This window comes from Micromonospora sp. M71_S20, from assembly GCF_003664255.1.
Lineage (GTDB): Bacteria > Actinomycetota > Actinomycetes > Mycobacteriales > Micromonosporaceae > Micromonospora.
In genome coordinates this window covers 513,717-530,524 of record NZ_RCCV01000002.1, presented here as the reverse complement: position 1 = coordinate 530,524, position 16,808 = coordinate 513,717, and the positions used below count along the sequence as shown (strand labels likewise).

Genomic DNA, 16,808 nt, shown 5'->3' with positions numbered 1-16,808 from the left:
AATGGCTATCTGGCTGACCAAGGACTCGAAGGTCATCGTCCAGGGGATGACCGGTTCCGAGGGTTCCAAGCACACCCGGCGGATGCTCGCCGCGGGCACCAACGTCGTCGGCGGCGTCAACCCGCGCAAGGCGGGCCAGACGGTCGACTTCGACGGCACCGAGCTGCCGGTCTTCGCCAGCGTCGCGGACGCGATGGCGCAGACCGGTGCGGACGTGACCGTGATCTTCGTGCCGCCGCAGTTCACCAAGGGCGCGGTCGTCGAGGCGATCGACGCCGGCATCGACCTGGCCGTGGTGATCACCGAGGGCGTGCCGGTGCACGACACCGCCGCGTTCTGGGCGTACAACGTCGCCAAGGGGGAGCGGACCCGGATCATCGGTCCGAACTGCCCGGGCATCGCCTCGCCGGGCGCCTCCAACGCCGGCATCATCCCGGCCGACATCACCGGCACCGGCCGCATCGGCCTGGTCAGCAAGAGCGGCACGCTGACCTACCAGATGATGTACGAGCTGCGCGACATCGGCTTCTCGACCTGCGTCGGCATCGGCGGTGACCCGATCATCGGCACCACCCACATCGACGCGCTCGCCGCGTTCGAGGCGGACCCGGACACCGACGCGATCGTCATGATCGGTGAGATCGGCGGCGACGCCGAGGAGCGGGCCGCCGAGTTCATCAAGGCGAACGTGACCAAGCCGGTGGTCGGCTACATCGCCGGCTTCACCGCGCCGCCCGGTAAGACCATGGGTCACGCCGGTGCGATCATCTCCGGCTCGGCGGGCACCGCCGACGCCAAGAAGAACGCGCTTGAGGCGGTCGGCGTCAAGGTCGGCAAGACCCCGACCGAGACCGCCAAGCTCATGCGGGAGATCATGTCCGCGGGCTGAGCCCGACCGACGTACGACCGGAGGGCCGACCGTTCGCGGTCGGCCCTCCGTCGTCGTGGCGCGGGCGGCCTCAGTCGTTGTAGAGCGGATAGTTGCCGCCGGCCCAGAGGATGCCGCTGCCGATGATGTTGAGCACGCCGAACGCGATCGCCAGGTAGCCGAGCACGGGCGACTGGCCGAAGCGCTTGGCGTCCCGGATCGACAGGTAACCGAAGACGATCCCCAGGATGCCGCAGCAGAGCAGGCCGAGGATGATGCCGAGCACGCCCCAGAGGACCGTGCGGTCGCTACCGGCCGCGGACGGTGCTGGCGGGGGCGGCGGATACGGAGTGTTCACGGCTCTCCTCCGGACGTCGGTGCCGCGACCCTACGGTCGCGTCCCTGCGCCCGAGGCTAGACCGAATCGGGGGCCGGAGATGGTGGATCACGGAACTCGTCGCCGCTGCGGGGCGGTATCGGACTGCCACCGCCGGCCCGGCATGCCAGAGTAGACGCGATGTCCTCCGTCACCCCTGATCAGCCCAGCCGTCCCGGCGCCGACGTCGGCCCCGGCGCCCGGCCGGCCGCGCCCGTCGGGCGGAGCCGGCGGGTGCCCGCGCCGCGCGCCGGCGAGCCGCGCCGCAGCCGCGCCCCGCTCGTCGTCGCCGCCGGGGTCGCCGCCGGGTGGGCGGCGCTCACCTCCTGGCTGCCGGTCGTGGTCGTGCTCTGGCTGTTCCAGCTCAGCGAGGGTGCCGCCTCCGTGCCGGGCGCGCTGCGCGCCGGGCTGGCCGGCTGGCTGCTCGGGCACGGCGTGCCGCTGGACACCGCCGTTGGCCCGCTCGGGCTGGCCCCGCTGGCGCTGACCGCGCTGGTGGTCTGGCGGCTGACCCGGGCGGGCGTGCACGCCAGCCGGGCCATCGGCGCGCGGGGCGGCCGCTCACCCCGGCAGGCACTCCTCGCCGCCGGCGCGGTCGGCGTCGCGTACGCGCTGCTCGGGGTGCTCGGCGCGGTGCTGGTCGGCGCGTCACCGGTCCGCGCCGGCCTCACCCTCGTGGTGCTCGGCACGCTCGCGGCCCTGGTGGGCTCGGTCCGGACCACGCGCGTGGCCGCGCTGCTCGCCGCGCGGTCCCCGGAGTCGCTGCGCGACGGAATCCGCACCGGGCTCGTCGCCGGGCTGCTGCTGTTCGGCGCGGGGGCCGGTGCGGCGGGGCTCGCCGTGGCCACCGGGGGCGGGGACGCCGCCGACCTGATCGGGGCCTACCGCACCGGGGTCGCCGGCCAGGCCGGGATCACGCTGGTCAGTCTCGCCTACGCGCCCAACGCCACGATCTGGTCGGTCAGCTACCTGCTCGGCCCGGGTTTCGCCGTCGGCACCGACACGGCGGTACGCACCAGCGAGGTCTCCGTGGGGGCGCTGCCGGCCGTACCGCTGCTGGCCGGGCTGCCGCGCGGGCCGGTCGACGGGCTCGGCGCCGGGCTGCTCGCGGTGCCGGTCCTCGCCGGGATGGCCGCGGGTTGGCTGCTGGCCCGCCGGCTGCTCCGGCTCGCCGCCGACGACCGGGCGCCGCTGCGCTGGGGGCCGCTGCTCGGGGCGGCGGCGCTCGCCGGTCCGGTGGCCGGTCTGCTGCTGGGCGCCGCCGCGGCCGCCTCCGCGGGATCGCTGGGCGGCGGCCGGCTGGCCCAGGTGGGGCCCGTCGCCTGGCAGGTGGCGGCGGTGGCGACCGCGGTCGTCACGGTCGGGGCGCTGATCGGCGCCGCCGCGACCCGGGTGCTGTCCCGCACGCCCCGCTGAGGGCCGTCAGACGCCGAAGGGGCGCCCCGGACGAGCCGGGACGCCCCTGTCGCATGGCGGTCAGGGCTGGTTGGGCAGCGTGAAGCTGAAGCCCAGCAGGATGACCTGGAGCAGGCCGAGCACGACGCCGATGGCGCCGCAGATCAGACCGGCGAGGGCCTGACCGTTGTTGTCGGCCAGCCCCTGGGCGGCCTTCTGCTTGCCCATCCACCCGGTCACCAGCGCACCGATGCCCAGCGGGATGCCGAGGTAGCAGCAGACCAGCGGGATCGAGGCGATGCCGAGGATCATGGACACCAGACCGAGGGTGTTCTGCTGCTGCCCCGGCCCCTTCCCGGCGAACCCCGCGTTGGGGTACATGGGCGGCTGCGGGTACGCCTGCTGCCCGTACGGGTCCTGGTACGGCTGCTGCCCGTACGGCTGCCCCGGCGCCGGCTGCCCGTAGGGCTGGCCGGAGGTGGGCGGCTGCCCGTAGGGCTGGCCCGAGGTCGGCGGCTGGCCGTAGGGGTCCTGCTGGCCGTACGGGTTCTGCTGGCCGTACGGGTCCTGCGGCGCGGCGTACGGATCCTGCGGCTGCCCGGAGACGGGCTGCTGACCGTACGGCGCCGCCGGCGGCGGGGCGTACGGGTCGTGGTGCGGCGCGGTCGGATCCTGGTGCGGCTGCTGGCCGTACGGATCCTGTCCGGGGTAACCGGGCTGCATGCGACTCCTCGTCCGATCTGTCAGTAGCTGCTGGTGGAGGCGTTCTCGCCCATCACGCCGGCGAGCCCACCGAGCAGGCAGCACACCAGCACGATCACGTACCAGCTGATGCCGACGATGAGCGCCCACTTGGACCACTTCTTCGACTCGGCGGCGGCGGCCTGGGCCCCGGCGTAGTCACCCTGCTGGAGCAGCGGGTTCACCTTGGAGGCGTTGATGATCGCCGGGATGGCCAGCGGCCAGAAGAGGAAGATGGCGACGATCGACATCGTCATGTTGTTGTTGACCTGCGGCTGCTGCGGCTGGTATCCGGGCTGCATCTCGGCGTACTCCTCATTCCACTCGACACCCCCGCGGGGCGTCGGATCACTGACGGGTGCGGGCCGGACGCGCGCCGGGCCCGAGCGACCGGCAGCGTACCTGGTCCGGACCATTCACGTCGTCGGTGAATGTCGCAATGCCCAGCGGATGGACCCGCCGGCACGCCCGATAGGGTGGCCCGGTGACCGAGCCCGCGTCCGTCGCCCGCATCGTCGTCCTCGTCTCCGGCTCCGGGAGCAACCTCCAGGCACTGCTCGATGCGAGCGCCGATCCGGCGTACGGGGCCCGGGTGGTGGCCGTCGGCGCCGACCGGGACGGCATCGCGGGTCTGGACCGGGCCGCCGCGGCCGGCGTGCCGACCTTCGTCGAGCGGGTCGCCGACCACCCCACCCGCGAGGACTGGGACGCCGCGCTGACCGCCCGCGTCGCCGAGCACCGGCCCGACCTGGTCGTCTCCGCCGGTTTCCTCAAGCTGGTCGGCCCGCACTTCCTGGCCGCCTTCGGCGACCGCTACCTGAACACGCACAACACGCTGCTGCCGGCGTTCCCCGGCATCCACGGCCCGCGCGACGCCCTCGCCTACGGCGTGAAGGTCACCGGGGCCACGCTCTTCTTCGTCGACGCCGGTATGGACACCGGCCCGATCGTCGCGCAGGTCGCCGTGCCGGTGCACGACGACGACGACGTCGAGACGCTCACCGAGCGCATCAAGGAAGCCGAGCGGCGCCAGCTCGTCGAGCAGGTGGGCCGCCTGGTCCGTGAAGGTTGGACGATCACCGGAAGAAAGGTCACGGTCCCGTGAGTTCCACTCAGGACGAACGCCGCCCGATCAGGCGGGCGCTGGTCAGCGTCTACGACAAGACCGGCCTGGTCGAGCTGGCCCGGGCGCTGCACACGGCCGGGGTGGAGATCGTCTCGACCGGCAGCACGGCCTCGGCCATCGCCGGCGCGGGGGTGCCGGTGACCCCGGTGGAGACGGTGACCGGCTTCCCGGAGATCCTCGACGGGCGGGTCAAGACGCTGCACCCGAAGGTGCACGGCGGGCTCCTCGCCGACCTGCGCAAGGACTCCCACGTCGCCCAGCTCGACGAGCACGGCATCGCGGGGATCGACCTGCTGGTGTCCAATCTCTACCCGTTCCAGGCCACGGTCGCCTCCGGCGCCGGCGTCGAGGAGTGCGTGGAGCAGATCGACATCGGCGGTCCGGCGATGGTCCGGGCGGCTGCCAAGAACCACGCCTCGGTCGCCGTGGTGACCGACCCGGCCGCGTACCCGGCGCTGCTCGCCGCGCTCGGCGAGGGCGGCTTCACGCTGGCCCAGCGGCGTGTGCTGGCCGCCCGCGCCTTCGCCGTCATCGCCGAGTACGACGTGGCGGTGGCCGAGTGGTGCGCCGCCACGCTCGCGCCCGAGGAGGACGGCTGGCCGGGCTTCGCCGGGCTGTCGCTGCGTCGCTCGGCGGTGCTGCGCTACGGCGAGAACCCGCACCAGCCGGCGGCGCTCTACGTCGACCCGTCCAGCCCGGCCGGGCTCGCCCAGGCCGAGCAGCTGCACGGCAAGGAGATGTCCTACAACAACTACGTCGACGCCGACGCGGCGTGGCGGGCGGCCAACGACTTCGCCGGGCAGCCGGCGGTGGCGATCATCAAGCACGCCAACCCGTGCGGCATCGCGGTCGGCGCCGACGTGGCCGAGGCGCACCGCAAGGCGCACGCCTGCGACCCGGTGTCCGCGTACGGCGGGGTGATCGCGGTCAACCGGCCGGTCTCGGTCGAGCTGGCCCGGCAGGTCTCGGAGATCTTCACCGAGGTGCTGGTGGCACCCGGGTTCGACGAGGGCGCGGTGGAGATCCTCCAGGGCAAGAAGAACATCCGGCTGCTGCACGCGCCGGCCGCCGACCCGCTGCCGGCGGAGTGGCGGCAGGTCACCGGCGGCGTACTGGTCCAGAAGGCCGACCGGATCGACGCCGAGGGCGACGACCCGGCCAACTGGCGGCTCGCCACCGGTGCGGCCGCCGACGAGGCGACCCTGCGTGACCTGGCCTTCGCCTGGCGGGCGGTGCGCGCGGTGAAGAGCAACGCGATCCTGCTGGCCAGGGACGGCGCGACCGTCGGCGTCGGGATGGGCCAGGTCAACCGGGTCGACTCGGCACAGCTCGCGGTCGCCCGCGCCGGGGCGGACCGGGCACGTGGTTCGGTCTGCGCCTCGGACGCGTTCTTCCCGTTCGCCGACGGCCCGAAGATCCTCATCGACGCCGGCGTCCGGGCCATCGTGCAGCCGGGCGGCTCGATCCGGGACGAGGAAGTGATCGCGGCCTGCAAGGAGGCCGGCATCACCATGTACCTGACGGCCACCCGCCACTTCTTCCACTGACCCAGCCCTCTCCTGCTGCCCCCGCCCCGCCCCCGCTCGCGTCGATCATGCAGTCGTGGTGCCCCGTGAAAGGGGCGAAGGCGGGCGTTCCGTCCACCACAACTGCATGATCGACGGCCCTGGGCGGCGAGGGCGGAAAGGGTGGGGGTCAGGGGGTGGGGCGGAGTTCGGCGAAGTGGCAGGCCGAGGGGTGCGGGTCCGCCGCGCGGAGGACCGTGTGGGGTTCCTCGATGGCGCAGACCTCCTGGGCCTTCCAGCAGCGGGTGCGGAAGTGGCAGCCGCTCGGCGGGTCGGCAGGGCTCGGCACGTCGCCGGTGAGCCGGATCATGGTGCGCCGGTCGCGGGCCTCCGGGTCCGGCACCGGCACGGCCGAGAGCAGCGCCTGGGTGTACGGATGGGTGGCGCGCTCGTAGATCTCGTCCTCGGTACCGATCTCCACGATCTTGCCGAGGTACATGACCGCGACCCGGTCGGAGATGTGCCGGACCACCGACAGGTCGTGCGCGATGAAGATGTACGACAGGCCGAACTCGTCCTGGAGCTTCTCCAGCAGGTTGATCACCTGGGCCTGGATCGACACGTCCAGGGCGCTGACCGGCTCGTCGCAGACGATGATCTCGGGCCGCAGGGCGAGCGCGCGGGCGATGCCGATGCGCTGCCGCTGGCCGCCGGAGAACTGGTGCGGGTACCGGTTGATGTGCTCCGGGTTCAGGCCGACCACGTCGAGCAGTTCCCGTACCCGGGTCTGCCGGCTGCCCTTCGGCGCGGCGTCCGGGTGGATCTCGAACGGCTCGCCGATGATGTCGCCCACCGTCATCCGCGGGTTCAGCGAGGTGTACGGGTCCTGCATCACCATCTGCATGTTGCGCCGCAGCCGGCGCAGCTCCGCACCGGAGGCGGAGAACAGGTCCCTGCCCTCCAGGGTGGCCCGGCCCGCGGTCGGCGTCTCCAGCCGCATCAGCAGCCGGGCCAGCGTCGACTTGCCGCAGCCCGACTCGCCGACCACCCCGAGGGTCTCGCCGCGGCGCAGCTCGAAGCTGACCCCGTCGACGGCCTTGACGGCGCCGACCTGCTTCTGGAAGAGCACGCCCCGGCGGATCGGGAAGTGCTTGACCACGTTGTCGACGGCGAGGATCGTCTCGCCGCGCACCTTCGTTGGGCTAGCGGGCGCTGTCATCACGGACCTCCTGGGCGAAGTGGCACGCGCTGGTCCGGCCGTCGCCCAGGACCAGGTCGTGCGGCACCACGTCGACGCAGACCTGCTGCACGTACGGGCACCGGGGGTGGAAGGGGCAGCCGGACGGGATCCGCATCAGGTTGGGCGGCAGCCCCTTGATCGTGGAGAGCTCCTGACCCCGTACGTCCAGCCGCGGGATCGACTCCAGCAACCCCTTCGTGTACGGGTGGGCCGGCGCCCGGTACAGCGAGCGGACGTCGGCGTGTTCGAAGATCCGGCCGGCGTACATGACGGCGATCCGGTCCGCGACGTCGGCGACCACGCCGAGGTCGTGCGTGATCAGGATCATCGCCATGTCGAGGTCGCGGCGCAGGTCGGCCAGCAGGTCCATGATCTGGGCCTGCACGGTGACGTCCAGGGCCGTGGTCGGCTCGTCGGCGATCAGCACCTTCGGGTTCATGGCCAGCGCCATCGCGATCATGACGCGCTGCCGCATGCCGCCGGAGAACTGGTGCGGGTAGTCGCCGATGCGGCCGGCGGCGCCGGGAATCCGCACCAGGTCCATCAGCTCGACGACCCGGGCGCGGGCGTCCGCCTTCGACATGCCCTCGCGCTGGCGCAGCGTCTCGCCGATCTGCCAGCCCACCGGGAAGACCGGGTTCAGCGCGGAGAGGGCGTCCTGGAAGATCATCGCGATCTCCTTGCCGCGCACCTGCCGGCGCTGCTCCTCCGGCAGCTTCAGCAGGTCCCGCCCCTGGTAGCGGACCTCGCCGGAGCGGATCACGGCCGGGGGTGTGTCGAGGATGCCCATGATCGCCTGGGCGGTGACCGACTTGCCGGAGCCCGACTCGCCGAGCACGGCGAGCGTCTCGCCGGGATCCAGGTGGTACGAGACCCCGTTGATCACCCTGGCCACGCCCTCGCCGGTGCGGAACTCGACGTGCAGGTCCCGTACGTCCAGCAGGTGCCCGCCCTCGGGCGTCGGGGAGGCCGGCGTGGGTCGGACGGCGGACTGGCTCACGGTCCTGCCTTTCGCTCGTGACGGGTGGGTGGGGTCAGCGCAGCTTCGGATCGAAGGCGTCGCGGATCGCGTCGCCGAGCATGATGAACGCCAGCACGGTCAGCGCGAGGAAGACCGAGGGGACCAGCAGGGGGGTTGCCGACTCCCGCATGTGCACCCGGCCGGCGTCGATGTCGATGCCCCAGGAGATGGTCGGCGCCTTGAGCCCGATGCCGAGGAAGCTCAGCGTCGCCTCGGCGGCGATGAACGAGCCGAGGGCGATGGTCAGCACCACGATCGCCGGGGCGAGCGCGTTGGGCAGGATGTGCCGCAGCATGATCCGGCCGTCGCCCGCGCCCAGCATCCGGGCCGCCGCGACGTAGTCCTGCTCCTTGGCGGTGATCACCGAGGAGCGGACGACGCGGGCGGCGGTGGTCCAGCCGAGGATCGCCAGCACGAAGATGACCGCGCCGATCCGGACCGCCGAGCTGTCGCTGTTGACCCGCTTGAGCAGCACGATCGCGGCGAGCAGGAGCGGGATGCCGAGGACGATGTCGATCACCCGGGAGAGCACCGCGTCGACCCAGCGGCCGAAGTAGCCGGCCAGCATCCCCACGGCGAGCGCGATCAGGCCGGTGAGCAGCGCGGAGAGCGCGCCGACCAGCAGCGACGCGCGGGCTCCGTACACCGCCCGGGCGTACGTGTCGCAGCCCTGGAAGTCGTACCCGAAGATCGCCCCGCCGGACGGGCCGGCGTGCTGGCGGGCCAGCACGCAGTCGCGCGGGTCGTTCGCGGTGAACAGCCCGGGCACGGCGGCCATGGCGGCGACCAGCACCACCAGGGCGAGGCTGACCCAGAAGATCGGCTTGCGGCGCAGGTCGCGCCAGGCGTCGCCGGCCAGGCTGCGGGGCTTCTGCGGTACGCCGACCTGGTTCGGGGCACCGGGCTCACCCGACGGCCCCCGCCGCGCGGCCTGGTTCTCGCTCGCGGCGACGGTCTCGAAGTCACTCATGCCCGCACCTCGCTGCGCGCTGTCGGCGCTTCCCCTCGCTGCGCTCCGGGGCGCGCCGAGCCGCGAAACACTGCGCTGCCGATTCGTTCGCTGCGCTCACTCATAGCGGATCCTCGGGTCGAGTACGGCGTACAGGACGTCCACCACCAGGTTGGAGACGAGGTAGACCACGACGAGCACGCTGACGATGCCCACCACCAGAGGGCCGTCCTCGGTGCGGATGCCGCGGAAGAGGTTGAAGCCGACGCCGGGGATGTTGAACACGCCCTCGGTGATGATCGCGCCGCTCATCAGGTTGCCCAGCTCGACGCCCAGGAAGGTGACCACCGGGATGAGCGAGTTGCGCAGCACGTGGACGCTGACGATCCGCCGCTTCACCAGTCCCTTCGACCGGGCGGTGCGGACGTAGTCGGCGCGCAGGTTCTCGGCCACGGACGTCCGGGTCAGCCGCAGGGCGGTGGCCAGCGAGAGCGAGCCGAGCACGATGCCCGGCAGCAGGAGCGCGTACAGGTCCGGGTCGGCGCCGGCGGTGGCCGGGAAGAGCTGCCACTTGACGCCGAGGAGGTACTGCGCCAGCGGCGCGAGCACGATCGTCGGGATGCCGAGCACCAGCAGGGTCAGCAGCAGGGTCGAGTTGTCGAAGATGCTGGCCCGCCGGATGCCGGCGAGCACGCCCGCGGTGACGCCGAAGAGAATGGTGACCGCCATGGCGATCAGCGCCAGCTTGACCGTGACCGGCCAGGCGGCGGCCAGGATGTCGCCGATCGAGCGTCCGGTGAGGGACTGCCCGAGGTCACCCTGGAGCAGGTTCTTGAGGTAGTCGAAGTACCGGTAGAAGAAGCCGCCGACCCCGGTCCGGTCGAGGTGGAACTTCTCCGTCAGGTATGCCCGCTGCGCGGCCGTGACCGGTCGTTCGCCGGCCAGCGCCTGGATGGGATCGCCCTGGCCGGCGAACATCAGCGCGTAGACGATCAGCGTGGTCCCGAAGAACGCGAGGACCATCTGGAGCAGACGCCGCAGAACGAAGCGGAACATACTTGGCAGTCTCTCTGAAAAAGGGCGAAGAGGATGCCGGGTCGGGCCACCGTCCGCCGATGGCCCGACCCGTCATGCCGCGTGTGTTACTTGACGGCCTCGATCTTCAACAGGTCGATCCGGTCGAAGAGATCCATCTCCACGTTCGTCACCTTGGTGGAGTGGCCGAAGTTGTTCTGGCCGTACCGCAGCGGGATCACCGGCAGGTCCTCCGCGAGCAGGTCCTCGGCCGCCTGGTACTTCTTGACCGCCTCTTCCTCGCTCGCGGCGCTGGTGCCCTCGGCGACCAGCTTGTCGAACTCCGGGTTGCTGTAGCCGTAGTAGTTCGACGAGCCGTTGCTGCTGTACAGCGGGCCCAGGTAGTTCTCCATGGACGGGTAGTCCATGACCCAGCCCATCCGGAACAGGCCGACCGGCTGCTTGGCCTTCACCTTGGTCAGCAGGTCCGCGAACTTCGGCTCGGCGGTGCCCACGCAGTCCACGCCCAGGTTGGTCTTGAGCTGGTTGCAGGTCGCGTCGATCCAGTCCTTGTGGCCGCCGTCGCCGTTGTAGGACAGCTCGATCCTCGCCGGGCCGCCCGCGGCCTGGTACAGGCTCTTGGCCTTGGCCGGATCGAACTCGCCGGCCTCGCCGATGGTGTTGTCGCGGTAGCCCGCGACGACCGGCGAGACGAACGAGCGGGCCGGCTGCTGCGAGTCCTTGAAGATCGACTTGGTGATCTCGTCCCGGTCGATCGCCATCGAGATGGCCTTGCGCACGTCCGGGTTGCTGAACTCCTTCTGGAACGTCGGGAAGGCCAGCACCTGGAGCGACGAGGCGGAGCTCTGCTTGAACCGGTCACCGAGGTCGGTGCCGGCCGTCGAGAGGTTCTCGGTCGGGACGGTCTTGATGACGTCCAGGTTGTCCGAGAGCACGTCCGCGTACGCGGCGGTCGGCTGCTGGTAGATCCGGAACTCGACGCCGGCCACCTTCGGCTTCTCGCCGGGGAAGGCGTCGTACTTCTCGACCTCGACCTTGGCGTCGTGCTGCCAGGTGCCCTTCATCTTGAACGGGCCCTGACCCACCGGCGCCTGCTCGTACCCCTCGGCCAGCACGCCGGGCGCGGAGAACGCGGCCTTCGGCATCGGGTAGAAGGCGGTGTAGCCGAGCATGGTCTTGAACTCGCTGTACGGCTGGGACAGCGTGACGGTGAAGGTCAGGTCGTCGACCTTCTTCAGCCCGCTGAGCGTCTTGGCCTTCGGGGTCTCGCCCTGCACGTCCTCGTAGCCGGCGATCTTCTCGAAGAAGTAGCTGGAGTTCTGGCCGTTCGGGGCGTAGGCGCCGTAGTTCCAGGCGTCGACGTAGTTGTCGGCGGTGACCTTCTCGCCGTTGTGGAAGGTGTAGCCGTCCTTCAGCTTGACCGTCCAGGTCGTGTTGTCCTCGGACGTCACCGACTCGGCCGCCATCTCGTAGGGCTTGTTGGCCTCGTCGTAGTCGACCAGCGGGCTGAACAGGGCGGCGAGCACCTGCGAGCCGCTCGTCTCGTTGGTGTTGGTCGGCACCAGGTGCTGCGGCTCGGCGATCTCGATCCGCACGGCCGCGTCGGGGTTGCTCTCGCCGGATCCACCGTCGCCGCCCGAGCCGCAGGCCACCAGGCCCAGGGTCACCGCGAGCGGGAGGGCGGTCCAGGCAGCGAGCCTACGAACACGCATGTAGCCTCCTCATCTCCTCACGCTGCGCAGTCAGACCCGGCGCTGGGTTTACGCTGCGCAACGTTGGGCAACGGTAGGTCGCCGGCTGGCGATCGACAACGGGCGGGTTGCGAACCGATAACGGAGCCACCGTCGGGGCCTTGTCGTGCCGGGCCTGGTCTGCTAATGCCGTACAGCCCGCTAATGTGGCGTGGAGCTGCGGTAACTCTCGACGCGACCGGCGCCCGTCGCGACCGCTCCGCCCCGCTGCGCCGTCCCGGCCCGGCCGTGCCGCCCCGCCCCGCGGATCGCCCCGACGTCCGGATCCGGGCGGAGATCCGGCGGCCCCTGCGTCACTCAGAGTGATTAAGGGCACGTCACTCTTAGTGGTCACATTGCGGGCTTGGCGCAGGTCGTCGGATCGCCGGCCGTCGACCGTGAGACGATCTGGGCGTGACGGCGACGCTTCTGGACGGCAAGGCGACCGCGGCCGAGATCAAGGACGAGCTGCGGACACGGGTCAAGGCACTGGCGGAACGCGGCATCACCCCCGGGCTCGGCACCGTCCTGGTGGGTGCAGACCCCGGCTCCCAGGCGTACGTCAACGGCAAGCACCGCGACTGCGCCGAGGTGGGGATCGCCTCGATCCGCCGGGAACTGCCGGCCGACGCGACCCAGGAGCAGGTCGACGGCGTGCTCGCCGAGCTGAACGCCGACCCGGCGTGCCACGGCTACATCGTCCAGTTGCCGCTGCCGGGCCACCTCGACACTCAGCGGGTGCTGGAGCTGATCGACCCCGACAAGGACGCCGACGGCCTGCACCCGGTAAACCTCGGCCGGCTCGTCCTGGGCTACGACGCCCCGCTGCCCTGCACCCCGCGCGGCATCGTCGAGCTGCTCCGCCGGCACGACGTGCCGCTGCGCGGCGCCAAGGTCGCCGTGGTCGGTCGCGGCAACACCGTCGGCCGTCCGCTCGGTCTGCTGCTCACCCGGCGCAGCGAGAACGCCACCGTGACCCTCTGCCACACCGGCACCCTCGACCTGGCCTCGCACACCCGGGCCGCCGACATCGTCATCGTGGCCGCCGGCGTGCCGGGCCTGCTCACCGCCGACATGCTCACGCCGGGCGCGGTCGTGGTCGACGTCGGCATCACCCGCGTCATCGGCCCGGACGGCAAGGGCCGCTACACCGGCGACGTCGCCGGTGACGCGGCGGAGGTGGCCGGCAAGCTGGTGCCCATGCCGGGCGGCGTCGGCCCGATGACCCGCGCGATGCTGCTGACCAACGTCGTGGAGCGGGCCGAGCGCGACTGAGCGCCCGCCGGGCCCCGCCCGGAGCCGGACGGCGGTGACGTTCGCCCCATCCCGGCGATGGCCGCCGCCCCTGGCCTGTTCGGTGCCAGGATGACTGATACGGTCCGGAAAACCGACTGGTAGCAGGGAGTGGGACGACCATGGGTAAGAAGGTCACTGTCGTCGGGGCCGGCTTCTACGGCTCCACCACCGCACAGCGCCTGGCCGAGTACGACGTCTTCGACACCGTCGTGATCACCGACATCGTGGAGGGCAAGCCCGCGGGTCTCGCCCTGGACCTCAACCAGTCGCGCGCCATCGAGGGCTTCGAGACCAAGGTGGTCGGCGCGACCACCGGCCCGAACGGCGAGGGCTACGAGGCGATCGAGGGCTCGGACGTCGTGGTGATCACCGCCGGCCTGCCGCGCAAGCCGGGCATGAGCCGGATGGACCTGCTGGAGACGAACGCCAAGATCGTCCGCCAGGTCTCCGAGAACGTCGCCAAGTACGCCCCGAACGCCGTCGTCATCGTCGTGTCCAACCCGCTCGACGAGATGACCGCGCTGGCCCAGCTCGCCACCCAGTTCCCGAAGAACCGGGTGCTCGGCCAGGCCGGCATGCTGGACACCGCCCGGTTCACCAACTTCGTGGCCGAGGCGCTGGGCGTACCGGTGAAGTCGGTCAAGACGCTGACCCTCGGCTCGCACGGCGACACGATGGTGCCGGTGCCGTCGCAGAGCACCGTCGACGGCAAGCCGCTGCGTGAGGCCATGCCGGCGGAGCAGATCGAGGAGCTGGTCGTCAAGACCCGCAACGGCGGCGCCGAGGTGGTCGCGCTGCTCAAGACCGGTTCGGCGTACTACGCGCCGTCGGCCGCCGCCGCCCGGATGGCCAAGGCCGTCGCGGAGGACTCCGGCGAGGTCATGCCGGTCTGCGCCTGGGTCGACGGCGAGTACGGCATCTCCGGCGTCTACCTGGGCGTCGAGGCCGCGATCGGCGCCGAGGGCGTCAAGCGGGTCGTCGAGACCGACCTGGACGCCGACGAGCTGGCCAGCCTGAAGGAGGCCGCCGAGGCCGTCCGCGCCAAGCAGGGCGACGTCGCCAGCATGTGATCCACCCGTCGAGGGGGCACGCCGGTCGCCGGCGGGCCCCCTCGCGTCGTGTCCGGCTACAGCGCGACGAACGCCTCGCCCAGGTGCGGGGTGGCGAGCACCGTGGAACCGCGCGCGGCCAGGTCGCGCAGCAGCCCCACCCGCGAGGCACGCGCCGCGGCGGCGTCCTCCTCGTGGGCGTACGCCAGCTCGGGGTCGACCAGTTGCACGGCGTGCACCAGCAGGTCGCCGGTGAGCAGCAGCCGCTCGTCGTCGACCTCCAGCAGCACCGACTGGTGCCCGGGCGTGTGTCCCGGCGTCGGCAGCAGCCGTACGGTCGGATCGAGCCTCTGCGCGCCGTCGGCCACCCGGAGCTGGCCGGCGGCGCGCAACGGCGCGACCAGGCCGGCCGACAGCCCCGGGTTGAGGTGCCCCACGGCGGCCAGCTCGGCCCGCTGGAGCACGTAGTCGGCGTTGGGGAAGTACGGCGTGCCCGGCGAGCCGGTGACCGCCCAGCCGACGTGGTCGGTGTGCAGGTGGGTGAGCACCACCGTGCGTACGTCGGCCGGCTCGATGCCGGCGGCGGCGAGCTCGGCCGGCAGCCGGCCGGGCACCGGCGCCCAGCTCGCGGCGGGGGAGCCGGCCGGGCCGATCCCGGCGTCGACCAGGGTCACCGGCCCGTCCCCGGCGCGGATGGCGAAGCTGCGGAACGGCAGCCACCACCGCCCGTCGGCGGTCACCGTGCCCGGGTCCCGCCGGTCGGCCGCGCGCCAGTGCTCCGGCCCGGCGTCCGGGAACGCCTCCGCGCGGGGCTGGAAGAACGGCCCCTCGCCGTCGGTGAGCGCGGTGACCGTGATAGACCCGAGGATGCGGCTCGACGGCATCCGGCGATCATGCCAGCGGCCCCGTACGCCGTGCACGTCGTTTGTTCCGGCCCGACCGAGGCCGGCTGGGGACTGCCGACCAGTTTCCAGTACGCTCGTACTGCTTGAGCACGAGTCCCCCGAGAGGAGCGCCGGCCGATGGCGAAGATCAAGGTAAACAACCCGGTCGTTGAGCTCGACGGCGACGAGATGACCCGGATCATCTGGAAGCAGATCCGGGAGCAGCTGATCCTGCCCTACCTCGACGTCGACCTGCACTACTACGACCTTTCGATCCAGCACCGCGACGAGACCGACGACCAGGTCACCGTCGATGCCGCCAACGCCATCAAGGAGCACGGCGTCGGCGTCAAGTGCGCGACCATCACCCCGGACGAGGCCCGGGTGGAGGAGTTCGGCCTGAAGAAGATGTGGCGGTCGCCGAACGGCACGATCCGCAACATCCTCGGCGGCGTCGTCTTCCGCGAGCCGATCATCATGTCCAACGTGCCGCGGCTGGTCCCCGGCTGGACCAAGCCGATCATCATCGGCCGGCACGCCCACGGTGACCAGTACAAGGCCACCGACTTCGTCGTCCCCGGCCCGGGCAAGGTGACCGTCACCTACACCCCGGCCGACGGCGGCGCCCCGATGGAGATGGAGGTCGCCAACTTCTCCGGCGGCGGCATCGCCATGGGCATGTACAACTACGACGAGTCGATCCGGGACTTCGCCCGCGCCTCGTTCCGCTACGGCCTGGACCGCAACTACCCGGTCTACCTGTCCACCAAGAACACCATCCTCAAGGCGTACGACGGCCGGTTCAAGGACATCTTCGCCGAGGTGTTCGAGAACGAGTTCAAGGCCGAGTTCGACGCCGCCGGCATCACCTACGAGCACCGGCTCATCGACGACATGGTCGCCGCCGCGCTCAAGTGGGAGGGCGGCTACGTCTGGGCCTGCAAGAACTACGACGGTGACGTGCAGTCCGACACCGTCGCGCAGGGCTTCGGCTCGCTGGGCCTGATGACCTCGGTGCTGCTCTCCCCGGACGGCCGTACGGTCGAGGCCGAGGCCGCGCACGGCACGGTCACCCGGCACTACCGGCAGTGGCAGAAGGGCGAGAAGACGTCGACCAACCCGATCGCGTCGATCTACGCCTGGACCCGGGGCCTGGCCCACCGGGGCAAGCTGGACGGCACCCCGGCGGTCACCGAGTTCGCCAACACCCTGGAGCAGGTCATCGTCGACACCGTCGAGGGCGGCCAGATGACCAAGGACCTCTCGCTGCTCATCTCGCGGGACGCCCCGTGGCTGACCACCGACGAGTTCATGAACGCGCTCGACGAGAACCTGGCGCGCAAGCTCTCCGCCTGATCCTCGTCCATCCGGGGCGGCACGCAGCGCCGCCGCGTCGCTCAGGAGCCCGCCGGCACCCGCCGGCGGGCTCCTGCCGTTCCACTCGCTCGTGCCATCCTGCCGTCCCGTCGAGTGGCGGGAGCGTGGGCTCTGGCGGCCGCTCGCCGAGCGCCTGGGATCTTGGTGAGAAACGGCCCCTCCAGGGGCCGTCTCCTACCAGGATCTGCTCGCCTCGCCCGGAGTCGGCGACGCCCG

Annotated in this window: 16 protein-coding genes; 7 read left to right on the top strand and 9 right to left on the bottom strand. The window is 71.6% G+C overall.

Annotation, left to right across the window (positions count from 1 at the left end):
* Nucleotide 1 precedes the first annotated feature (1 nt).
* On the top strand, nt 2-889 hold the full coding sequence (gene sucD, locus DER29_RS23325; RefSeq protein WP_101412719.1) for a succinate--CoA ligase subunit alpha: 888 nt from the start codon (nt 2-4) through the stop codon (nt 887-889).
* A 70-nt stretch (nt 890-959) separates the two neighbouring features.
* Here sucD and DER29_RS23320 read toward each other — a convergent pair whose 3' ends face one another.
* The gene (locus DER29_RS23320; RefSeq protein WP_121399795.1) at nt 960-1,226 is read right to left on the bottom strand and encodes a hypothetical protein; all 267 of its coding nucleotides are present in this window, start codon (nt 1,224-1,226) and stop codon (nt 960-962) included.
* Between the two features lie 159 nt (nt 1,227-1,385).
* Here DER29_RS23320 and DER29_RS23315 point away from each other — a divergent pair, with 159 nt between their 5' ends.
* Nucleotides 1,386-2,660 carry a DUF6350 family protein gene (locus DER29_RS23315; protein ID WP_121399794.1) on the top strand — a complete coding sequence of 425 codons (1,275 nt, stop codon included), beginning with the start codon at nt 1,386-1,388 and terminating at the stop codon, nt 2,658-2,660.
* A gap of 60 nt (nt 2,661-2,720) precedes the next feature.
* Here the strand turns inward: DER29_RS23315 and DER29_RS23310 are convergent, their stop codons facing one another.
* Together DER29_RS23310 and DER29_RS23305 are read right to left on the bottom strand one after the other, a co-directional pair.
* Entirely contained in the window at nt 2,721-3,362 is a 642-nt protein-coding gene (locus tag DER29_RS23310; protein WP_121399793.1) for a DUF4190 domain-containing protein, read from the bottom strand.
* A gap of 20 nt (nt 3,363-3,382) precedes the next feature.
* Nucleotides 3,383-3,682 carry a CD225/dispanin family protein gene (locus DER29_RS23305; RefSeq protein WP_121399792.1) on the bottom strand — a complete coding sequence of 100 codons (300 nt, stop codon included), beginning with the start codon at nt 3,680-3,682 and terminating at the stop codon, nt 3,383-3,385.
* 182 nt (nt 3,683-3,864) lie between these two features.
* Between DER29_RS23305 and purN the strand changes: the two genes are divergently transcribed.
* Both purN and purH read left to right on the top strand, forming a co-directional pair.
* Nucleotides 3,865-4,485 carry a phosphoribosylglycinamide formyltransferase gene (purN, locus tag DER29_RS23300; protein ID WP_121399791.1) on the top strand — a complete coding sequence of 207 codons (621 nt, stop codon included), beginning with the start codon at nt 3,865-3,867 and terminating at the stop codon, nt 4,483-4,485.
* On the top strand, nt 4,482-6,053 hold the full coding sequence (purH, locus tag DER29_RS23295; RefSeq protein ID WP_121399790.1) for a bifunctional phosphoribosylaminoimidazolecarboxamide formyltransferase/IMP cyclohydrolase: 1,572 nt from the start codon (nt 4,482-4,484) through the stop codon (nt 6,051-6,053). The genes purN and purH overlap by 4 nt, the downstream gene beginning before the upstream one ends.
* Nucleotides 6,054-6,201: 148 nt before the next feature.
* Here purH and DER29_RS23290 read toward each other — a convergent pair whose 3' ends face one another.
* From DER29_RS23290 to DER29_RS23270, 5 genes are all read right to left on the bottom strand, one after another.
* Nucleotides 6,202-7,230 (bottom strand): ABC transporter ATP-binding protein, encoded by a 1,029-nt coding sequence (locus DER29_RS23290; RefSeq protein WP_121399789.1) that lies wholly within the window; start codon nt 7,228-7,230, stop codon nt 6,202-6,204.
* On the bottom strand, nt 7,214-8,251 hold the full coding sequence (locus DER29_RS23285; protein WP_121399788.1) for an ABC transporter ATP-binding protein: 1,038 nt from the start codon (nt 8,249-8,251) through the stop codon (nt 7,214-7,216). Before DER29_RS23285 ends, DER29_RS23290 begins: the two co-directional genes overlap by 17 nt.
* Before the next feature lie 34 nt (nt 8,252-8,285).
* Nucleotides 8,286-9,242 (bottom strand): ABC transporter permease, encoded by a 957-nt coding sequence (locus DER29_RS23280; protein ID WP_121399787.1) that lies wholly within the window; start codon nt 9,240-9,242, stop codon nt 8,286-8,288.
* 96 nt (nt 9,243-9,338) lie between these two features.
* On the bottom strand, nt 9,339-10,277 hold the full coding sequence (locus DER29_RS23275) for an ABC transporter permease (protein ID WP_121399786.1): 939 nt from the start codon (nt 10,275-10,277) through the stop codon (nt 9,339-9,341).
* 86 nt (nt 10,278-10,363) lie between these two features.
* Nucleotides 10,364-11,968 (bottom strand): ABC transporter substrate-binding protein, encoded by a 1,605-nt coding sequence (locus DER29_RS23270; RefSeq protein WP_121399785.1) that lies wholly within the window; start codon nt 11,966-11,968, stop codon nt 10,364-10,366.
* Between the two features lie 432 nt (nt 11,969-12,400).
* On the opposite strand from DER29_RS23270, the gene DER29_RS23265 reads away from it, so the two are divergent.
* Complete coding sequence (locus DER29_RS23265; RefSeq protein ID WP_121399784.1) at nt 12,401-13,261, top strand: bifunctional methylenetetrahydrofolate dehydrogenase/methenyltetrahydrofolate cyclohydrolase; 861 nt, start codon at nt 12,401-12,403, stop codon at nt 13,259-13,261.
* A 140-nt stretch (nt 13,262-13,401) separates the two neighbouring features.
* On the top strand, nt 13,402-14,352 hold the full coding sequence (gene mdh / locus DER29_RS23260) for a malate dehydrogenase (RefSeq protein ID WP_088998471.1): 951 nt from the start codon (nt 13,402-13,404) through the stop codon (nt 14,350-14,352).
* A gap of 56 nt (nt 14,353-14,408) precedes the next feature.
* Here the strand turns inward: mdh and DER29_RS23255 are convergent, their stop codons facing one another.
* On the bottom strand, nt 14,409-15,215 hold the full coding sequence (locus DER29_RS23255) for an MBL fold metallo-hydrolase (protein WP_121399783.1): 807 nt from the start codon (nt 15,213-15,215) through the stop codon (nt 14,409-14,411).
* Between the two features lie 138 nt (nt 15,216-15,353).
* On the opposite strand from DER29_RS23255, the gene DER29_RS23250 reads away from it, so the two are divergent.
* Nucleotides 15,354-16,571 carry an NADP-dependent isocitrate dehydrogenase gene (locus DER29_RS23250; protein ID WP_121399782.1) on the top strand — a complete coding sequence of 406 codons (1,218 nt, stop codon included), beginning with the start codon at nt 15,354-15,356 and terminating at the stop codon, nt 16,569-16,571.
* Nucleotides 16,572-16,808: the final 237 nt, after the last annotated feature.